Source organism: Streptomyces sp. CAU 1734 (genome assembly GCF_039888735.1).
Taxonomy (GTDB): domain Bacteria; phylum Actinomycetota; class Actinomycetes; order Streptomycetales; family Streptomycetaceae; genus Streptomyces.
Genome location: NZ_JBDQQP010000024.1, coordinates 93802 through 100840 on the forward strand (window position 1 = coordinate 93802; position 7039 = coordinate 100840).

General features: G+C 70.8%; 6 protein-coding genes. 3 read left to right on the forward strand and 3 right to left on the reverse strand.

What is annotated here, in order from left to right:
* Positions 1–92: 92 nt before the first annotated feature.
* The 3 genes from nagA to AAFN69_RS33100 form a co-directional block, all read right to left on the reverse strand.
* Entirely contained in the window at positions 93–1277 is a 1185-nt protein-coding gene (gene nagA / locus AAFN69_RS33090; protein WP_347732611.1) for an N-acetylglucosamine-6-phosphate deacetylase, read from the reverse strand.
* Positions 1277–2215 (reverse strand): ROK family protein, encoded by a 939-nt coding sequence (locus AAFN69_RS33095; protein WP_347732612.1) that lies wholly within the window; start codon positions 2213–2215, stop codon positions 1277–1279. Before AAFN69_RS33095 ends, nagA begins: the two co-directional genes overlap by 1 nt.
* An 890-nt stretch (positions 2216–3105) precedes the next feature.
* On the reverse strand, positions 3106–3999 hold the full coding sequence (locus AAFN69_RS33100) for a sugar isomerase (RefSeq protein WP_347732613.1): 894 nt from the start codon (positions 3997–3999) through the stop codon (positions 3106–3108).
* Between the two features lie 464 nt (positions 4000–4463).
* Between AAFN69_RS33100 and AAFN69_RS33105 the strand changes: the two genes are divergently transcribed.
* The 3 genes from AAFN69_RS33105 to otsB all read left to right on the forward strand — a co-directional run bounded on the left by AAFN69_RS33105 (position 4464) and on the right by otsB (position 6922).
* Positions 4464–5699 carry an extracellular solute-binding protein gene (locus AAFN69_RS33105; protein ID WP_347732623.1) on the forward strand — a complete coding sequence of 412 codons (1236 nt, stop codon included), beginning with the start codon at positions 4464–4466 and terminating at the stop codon, positions 5697–5699.
* Between the two features lie 67 nt (positions 5700–5766).
* On the forward strand, positions 5767–6063 hold the full coding sequence (locus tag AAFN69_RS33110) for a DUF3263 domain-containing protein (protein WP_347732614.1): 297 nt from the start codon (positions 5767–5769) through the stop codon (positions 6061–6063).
* A gap of 10 nt (positions 6064–6073) precedes the next feature.
* Positions 6074–6922: a trehalose-phosphatase gene (otsB, locus tag AAFN69_RS33115; RefSeq protein ID WP_347732615.1), complete on the forward strand. Its 849-nt coding sequence runs from the start codon at positions 6074–6076 to the stop codon at positions 6920–6922.
* Positions 6923–7039: the final 117 nt, after the last annotated feature.

Genomic DNA, 7039 nt, shown 5'->3' on the forward strand with positions numbered 1-7039 from the left:
CGAGTCCTGATCATGCCAAAAAGAAGGCGGTCGGCCCAGACCCCGGGCCAACCGCCTTGACACACTTTGCCGGGTGATCCGGCGAAATCGCCCTACTTGGGGTCAACCACCCAGACGCCCTTCCGCATCACACCCGTGAGACGGAACTCCTCGTCGAGAACGACCAGGTCGGCGTCCTTGCCCGGCTCCAGCGAACCGATCCGGTCATAGGCGCCCAGCAGCTTCGCCGGGTTGACCGAGATCGCCTGCACGATGTCCCCGACCGGGATCCCGTCGACCGTGGCCGCGCGGCGGAAGGCGGTGTCCAGCGTCAGGGTGGAGCCCGCGATGGAGCCGCCCTCGCTGAGTCTCGCCACTCCGTCGACCACATCGACGGCGAGCGGTCCGAGCTGGTAGCGCCCGTCGCCGAAGCCCGCCGCGTCCATGGCGTCGGTGATGAAGGCGACCCGGCCCGGGCCCGCGCGGTGGAAGGCCAGCTCCAGTGCCGCCGGGTGCAGATGCGTACCGTCGTTGATCAGCTCGACGGTGACCCGCTCGTCCTCCAGCAGCGCCGCGATCGGGCCGGGCGCACGGTGGCCGAGAGTGGGCATGGCGTTGAAGAGATGGGTGGCCACGGTCGCGCCCGCGTCGATGGCCTGCACGGTCTGCTCATAGGTCGCGTCGGTGTGGCCGACGGCGGCGATCACCCCGTGCTCCACCAGCAGCCGGATCGAGTCCAGACCGCCGGGCAGCTCGGAGGCGAGCGTCACCATCCGCGCGGTGCCGCGCCCGGCGTCGATCAGCTTGCGCACCTCGGCCGGGTCGGGGTCGCGCAGCAGCTGCTCGCTGTGCGCGCCCTTGCGGCAGGGGGAGATGAAGGGGCCCTCGAAGTGGATACCGGCGAGGTCGCCCTGCTCCACCAGCTCCGAGAGGAAGCCGGCCCGCTGGGCGAGGAAGTCGGTCTCGGCGGTGACCAGCGAAGCGACCAGGGTGGTGGTGCCGTGCTCGCGGTGGGTCCGCACACCCTGGAGCACCTGCTCGGCGGTGCCTCCGGTGAAGGAGGCGCCGCCACCGCCGTGGTTGTGGATGTCGACGAAGCCGGGAACGATCCAGTGGCCGGTCAGATCGCGGACGGGCGCGTCCGCGGGCGCGGTGCCCGCGATCCTCGTACCGTCGACGATCACCTGCCCGTCCTCCACGGTGCCGCCCGGCAGGACCACCCGGGCCCCGGTGAGGATCGTGCTGTCGGAGCGTGCGGCGCGGGCTGCGCTGTCGGCGAGTGCGGCGCTTGCGGCCATTAGGCGGTTACCTCCGAGTCAGTGGCGAGCAGATCCCAGGCGAGCAGCCCGGCGCCCAGGCACCCGGCGGTGTCCCCGAGAGCGGCCGGGACGATGGCGGGCAGCGCCTGGAACGTGACGCGCTCCTCGACGGCGGCCCGTAGCGGTGTGAACAAGGTTTCCCCGGCCTCCGCCAGACCGCCACCGATGATCAGGGTGCGCGGGTCCAGCAGGGTGAGGGCGGTGACGAGTCCGGCGGCGAGCGCGTCCACGGCGTCCCGCCAGACGGCGATGGCCTTCGGATCGCCCGACTCCACCGCCTTGGCGCAGTCGGCCGCGTCCGCCGTGGGGTCACCGCTCGCCTTGGCCCAGTTGCGGGTGACGGCGGAGGCGGAGGCCAGCGTCTCCAGACAGCCGCGCTGACCGCAGCCGCACTCGGGGCCGTCGGGGCGGACCACGACATGGCCGATCTCGCCCGCGTAGCCATGGGCGCCGGCCTCGATGGTTCCGCCGATGCCGATGGCTCCGGCGATCCCGGTCCCGAGCGGTACGAAGAGGAACCGGTCGGTGCCCTGCCCGGCCCCGATCCGTCCCTCGGCGAGCCCGCCGGTGCGCACATCGTGCCCAAGAGCGACCGGTACTCCGCGCAAACGCTCGCTGAGCAGCGCGCGCAAGGGCACATCACGCCAGCCGAGATTGGACGCGTAGACGGCCGTGCCGCTCTCGGTGTCAATGATTCCGGGCACGACGGCGCCCGCCGCGAGGGCGGGGGCACCGAAGTGCTCCAGCCCGTGCGTGCGCAGGTCGTCGGCGAATTCGAGGATCGACTGCACGACGGCGTCCGGCCCGCGCTCCCGCCCGGTCGCACGCCGGGCTTCATGGAGCAGGGTTCCGTCCACCCCGACGAGGGCGGCCTTCATACCGGTGCCGCCCACATCGAGGGCGATGACGTGTCTCACGTGCACAGTCTGGCGCGAGAGAGCCCGAAAGGTCTAGTCCACTACCCGCGATTGTTGCGGAACAGTACAAACTCCCCCACGGGGTGCACTGCCGCGTGGGGTCGCCACAGGGAGCCGCCCGCCCGGCCGCATTCCGCTTCGACCGCCGACAGCCCCTTCGACCAGGGGTGCCGCCTCACCACACCCGCCTGAGGCTTTGCCCCAGGGAACGAACCGCAAACGCGGGCGGGGTGGGGTTTTGACGCTCTTTACCTTTGGGGTGGGTGGGGGTGGGGTGACGTGAGTGACGAATGGGGCGCTGTGGGTCCTTGCTGGTGTGGCTGTGTCCTGGGGGGCGGGTGCCTTTGGCGGGGCGGGGTTTTGGTCACCCTGGCGCGGGGTGGGCGCCGCCTCAATCGCCGGCGGGGCTTGGGTGTGTGCGGGTTACCCGTATGCCCGGGTGGGGCTCTTGTGTGTGCGGGTTGCCCGTTTCCCCGGGTGGGGTGCTTGTTGGTGCGGGTTGGGTGCCGCTCCGGTTCGGTACTGGGGCTGCATGATTTACGGCGCGGTCACCCGGTCTTGTTTCGTTCGCCCGGGTTTGCGCCACAAATCACGCTTGACGCCCCAGTACCGCTCCTGCGCGTCCCCCCTTCCGCGAGTAAGCCCAGTGCGTGATCACAGTGCTCTGGCCGTCCGCGCGTTCCGGGACGGTTTCACAAGGCCGGGAACCCCGCTCCGGAACGTCACCCGTGGGTGAGTGGGTGATGGGCGTCAGAGTGGGCGGGTGCCGCTGGGCGGGCGCTCCCGAACCGGCGAACAAGAGCAGGCAACCCCAAGCCCCGCCGGGGGTAGCTCCGGGGGAGATTGAGGCGCGGGGCGGAGCCCCGGAAAAGGACCCGCGCCCCGGCGCGTCAGCCCAGAATCACACTGCGCGAAAGATTCCGCGGCCGATCCGGATCGAACCCCTTCGACTCCGCCAGGACCACCGCCAGCCTCTGCACCCGGATCAGGTCCGCCAGCGGATCCGCCCCCTGGTTCGCCACCAGCACCCCGCCCACCTGCGCGACATCCACCGCCAGGCCCTCCGGCAGCTCGCCGAGGACCCAGGCGACCCGTCCGGGCGCGGTGATCGAGATCGGGCCGTGGCGGTACTCCATCGCCGGGTACGCCTCCGTCCACGCGCCCGCGGCCTCCCGCATCTTGAGGCCGGCCTCCAGCGCGAGGCCGTAGGTCCAGCCGCGGCCGAGGAAGGTCCACTGCTCCGCCCCGACCACCTCTTCCGGAAGCGGCTCGGTGACCGCGAGCTCCGCGTCGAGCGCCGCCTCGGTGACGGACTTGACGCCCGGGATGTCCCCGAGACCCGCCCGCAGGAACGCCAGCGCGGTCGTGGCGAACCGGGTCTGGACGACGGATTCCTCGTCCGCCCAGTCGAGGACGGCGACCGAGTCCGCCAGCTCCATGACCGGGGTCTTCGGGTCGCCGGTGATCGCCACCGTCGGGATCCGGCCCTTGAGCCGCGTCAGCAGGTCCAGCACCTCGGTGGTCGTACCGGAACGGGTGATCGCGACCACCCGGTCGTAGGAGCGGCCCACCGGGAACTCCGACGACGCGAAGGCATCGGTCTCGCCGAGGCCCGCCGCCTCCCGCAGCGCCGCGTAGGCGATGGCCATGAACCAGGAGGTACCGCATCCGGTGACGGCGACCCGCTCACCCGGCTGTGGCAGCCCGTCGAATGCGGTCGCGGCCTCGGCAGCCCGTCGCCAGCAGGTGGGCTGGGTGGCTATCTCTGTCGCGGTACGGGACATGTGGGACGGCTCCTCGCGCATACACGTGTATTCGGACGGGCACCTGACCAATTGGTGCCGACAACGTGCTTAGCAGGCCGGGACACATACGGGCAATGGTGACAGCCAGCGGGTCTTTATTCAGCCTTCCTGTGGAACAGCCGTTGCAGAAGTGAGACCGCATGCCGTAGACCCCTCCACTCCCCATAGTGGAAAATCGCACCCCATCTCGGGGGAACGCGGCAGAACGCAGGGCTGTCACGCTGTGCGGCGTGCACAACAGCCCTGGACGCGGCGGCGGATCGGTACCAGTCCAGATATCCAGCAGCAAAAGGTGGGGAAGAGCTGTGCGACGGCACTTCTTGAGTCCGAGCAGTACCTGTCCCAACAACGAGAAGAGCCGGGCAGGCAGCGCCGGCCGGGAACGCCCGGGCAGGACCCGCCGCGCACTGCGCCCCGCCGTGGCCTCGGCCATCGCCCTGGGAATGACGGCCGCGCTCAGCGGCTGCATGTCCGCCGACGGCTCGTCCGGCAATGTCACCCTCAAGCTGATAGCGGCCGACTACGACGTCAACGGCGGCCACAGCAGCCGGGATTACTGGGCCAATGTCGTCGGCGAATTCGAGGCCGCGCACCCGGGCATCAAGGTCGATGTCACGATCGAGACCTGGACCGACATCGACCGCAAGGTCGCCGAAATGGTCGAGGCAGGCAAGGCACCGGACATCGCGCAGACCGGCGGCTACGCGGCGTACGCCGCCGAGGAAAAGCTGTACAGCGCCGATCAGATGCTGTCCATACCGGTGCAGTCCAACTTCCTCGCGCCGCTGATCAGCGCGGGCGAACAGCAGCGCACGCAGTACGGATTGCCCTTCGTCGCCTCCACCAGACTTCTCTTCTACAACAAGAAGCTTTTCGCGGAGGCCGGAATCGAGAAGGCCCCGAAGACCTGGGACCAACTCCGCGACGCGGCCGAGAAGTTGAAGGACAGCACGGATGTCACCTATCCGTTCGCGCTGCCCCTCGGACCGGAGGAGGCGCAGATCGAGACGATGATGTGGCTGCTCAGCAACGACAGCAACGGGTATGTGGACCCGGGCGGCAGCTACGCGATCGACTCCAAGGAGAACACCGACGCGATCACCTGGGTGAAGTCGAACCTGGTCGAGCGGGGGCTGACGGGCCCGACCGCGCCAGGGAAGCTGGACCGGAAGCAGGCGTTCGTCGCCTTCACCGAGGGCAAGGTCGGCATGCTCAACGGCCATCCGTCGCTGATGAAGGAGGCGGAGGCGGCCGGCGTCGAGGTGGGCAAGGTGCCCATGCCCGGCCGGCTGGGGACGCCGAAGACCAGTGTCGGCGTCGCCGACTGGATCATGGGCTTCAAGCAGAACGGCCACCGGACGGAGATCGGGAAGTTCTTCAACTTCCTCTTCGCCGACAAGCATGTCCTGGCCTTCGCCTCGCAGAACAACATGCTGCCGCCGACGGTCACCGCCTCCGAGGCGATGGAGGCGGACGCCAGGCACAAGAGCCTCAAGGGCTTCCTGGAGGCACTGCCCTCCGCCCAGCTCCCGCCGGTCAACAAGAACTCCTGGTCGGCGGTGAGCAGCGAGATCAAGCTGAAGATCGGCAGCGCCGTCGCCCCGGGGAACAGCCCGGGCAAGGTGCTGGAGGGCATCGCGAAGAAGGCCACGGAGGCGGAGACCACCGAGGAGGAGTGAGCCCCGCGCCGAGCGCCCCCGCAGGGCGGCCCGGCCGGTTCCGCGGGGCGTCGCTATGTTGGACGGTATGACCGACAACGCCGCACACGCCGATCAGCGGAACGGCGACACCCCGCCCGGCGAGGGCGGCGGCCGGGAGCCCGCGCTCGCCGAGCGGGACCGCGCCGTGCTCGCCGTGGAGCGCAGGTCCTGGCCCGGACCAGGGGCCAAGGAACGCGCCATCCGCGAACAGCTCGGCATCTCCCCCGTCCGCTACTACCAGCTCCTCAACGCCCTGCTCGACGATCCGCTCGCCCTCGCCCACGATCCGGTTACGGTCAATCGGCTGCGCCGGGTCAGAGACGAGAAGCGCACGCGCCGATAGGGTCGGGGGCATGGGCAGCTCCCCGTACGCGCATTCCCTGACCCCTCCTTCGACGCCCGCGGGCCGGGACGGTCTCACCGCGCTGGTGGACCGGCCGGACCGGGCCGTGATCGCCCTCGACTTCGACGGCACCCTCGCCGAGATCGTGCCCGACCCCGAACAGGCCCGGGCCCACCCGGGCGCCGTGCCCGCGCTGGCCCGGCTCGCGCCCAGGGTGGCCTCGGTCGCCGTGGTGACCGGCCGCCCGGCCGGCGTCGCGGTCCGTTACGGCGGCTTCGCCGGGGTGCCGGGCCTGGAGCATCTGGTGGTGCTCGGCCACTACGGCGCGGAGCGCTGGGACGCGGTCACCGGCACGGTCAACACCCCCGCCCCGCACCCCGGGGTCGCCGCCGTCCGCGCCGAGCTGCCGGGGTTCCTGGACGGCATCGGGGCCTGGCAGGGCAGCTGGATCGAGGAGAAGGGGCAGGCGGTCGCGGTCCACACCCGCCGCGCCGCCGACCCCCGGGCGGCCTTCGAGGCGCTGCGGGACCCGCTGAACACCCTGGCCGCCCGGCACGGCCTGATCCTGGAGCCGGGCCGGATGGTCCTGGAGCTGCGCCCGCCCGGCATGGACAAGGGGGTCGCCCTCGCCGAGTACGTGCGCGAGGTGGGCGCCGAGTCCGTGCTGTACGCGGGTGACGACCTCGGCGACCTGCCCGCCTTCGCCGCCGTCGAGAAGCTGCGGTCGGACGGGGTACCGGGGCTGCTGGTGTGCAGCGGCGGCGCCGAGGTGACCGAGCTGGCGGAGCGCGCGGATCTGCTGCTGCCCGGCCCGGCGGAGGTGGTCGGCTTCCTGGCCGCGCTGGCGGAGCGGCTCTAGGTCGTTTCTTACGGATCAGGCTGGGTGAGTGAGTGGGGGTACCTCCCACGCCCTTCGGGCGTAGGGGGAGGGTCTGGTGCCGTGGATCGCAAGGCGGAGGATTGAGCCACTGCGGTG

Coding starts and splice junctions, on each gene's coding strand:
- nagA (WP_347732611.1), bottom strand. CDS start 1,277: ATGGCCGCAAGCGCCGCACTCGCCGACAGCGCAGCCCGCGCCGCACGC.
- AAFN69_RS33100 (WP_347732613.1), bottom strand. CDS start 3,999: ATGTCCCGTACCGCGACAGAGATAGCCACCCAGCCCACCTGCTGGCGA.
- AAFN69_RS33105 (WP_347732623.1), top strand. CDS start 4,464: ATGACGGCCGCGCTCAGCGGCTGCATGTCCGCCGACGGCTCGTCCGGC.
- AAFN69_RS33110 (WP_347732614.1), top strand. CDS start 5,767: ATGACCGACAACGCCGCACACGCCGATCAGCGGAACGGCGACACCCCG.
- otsB (WP_347732615.1), top strand. CDS start 6,074: ATGGGCAGCTCCCCGTACGCGCATTCCCTGACCCCTCCTTCGACGCCC.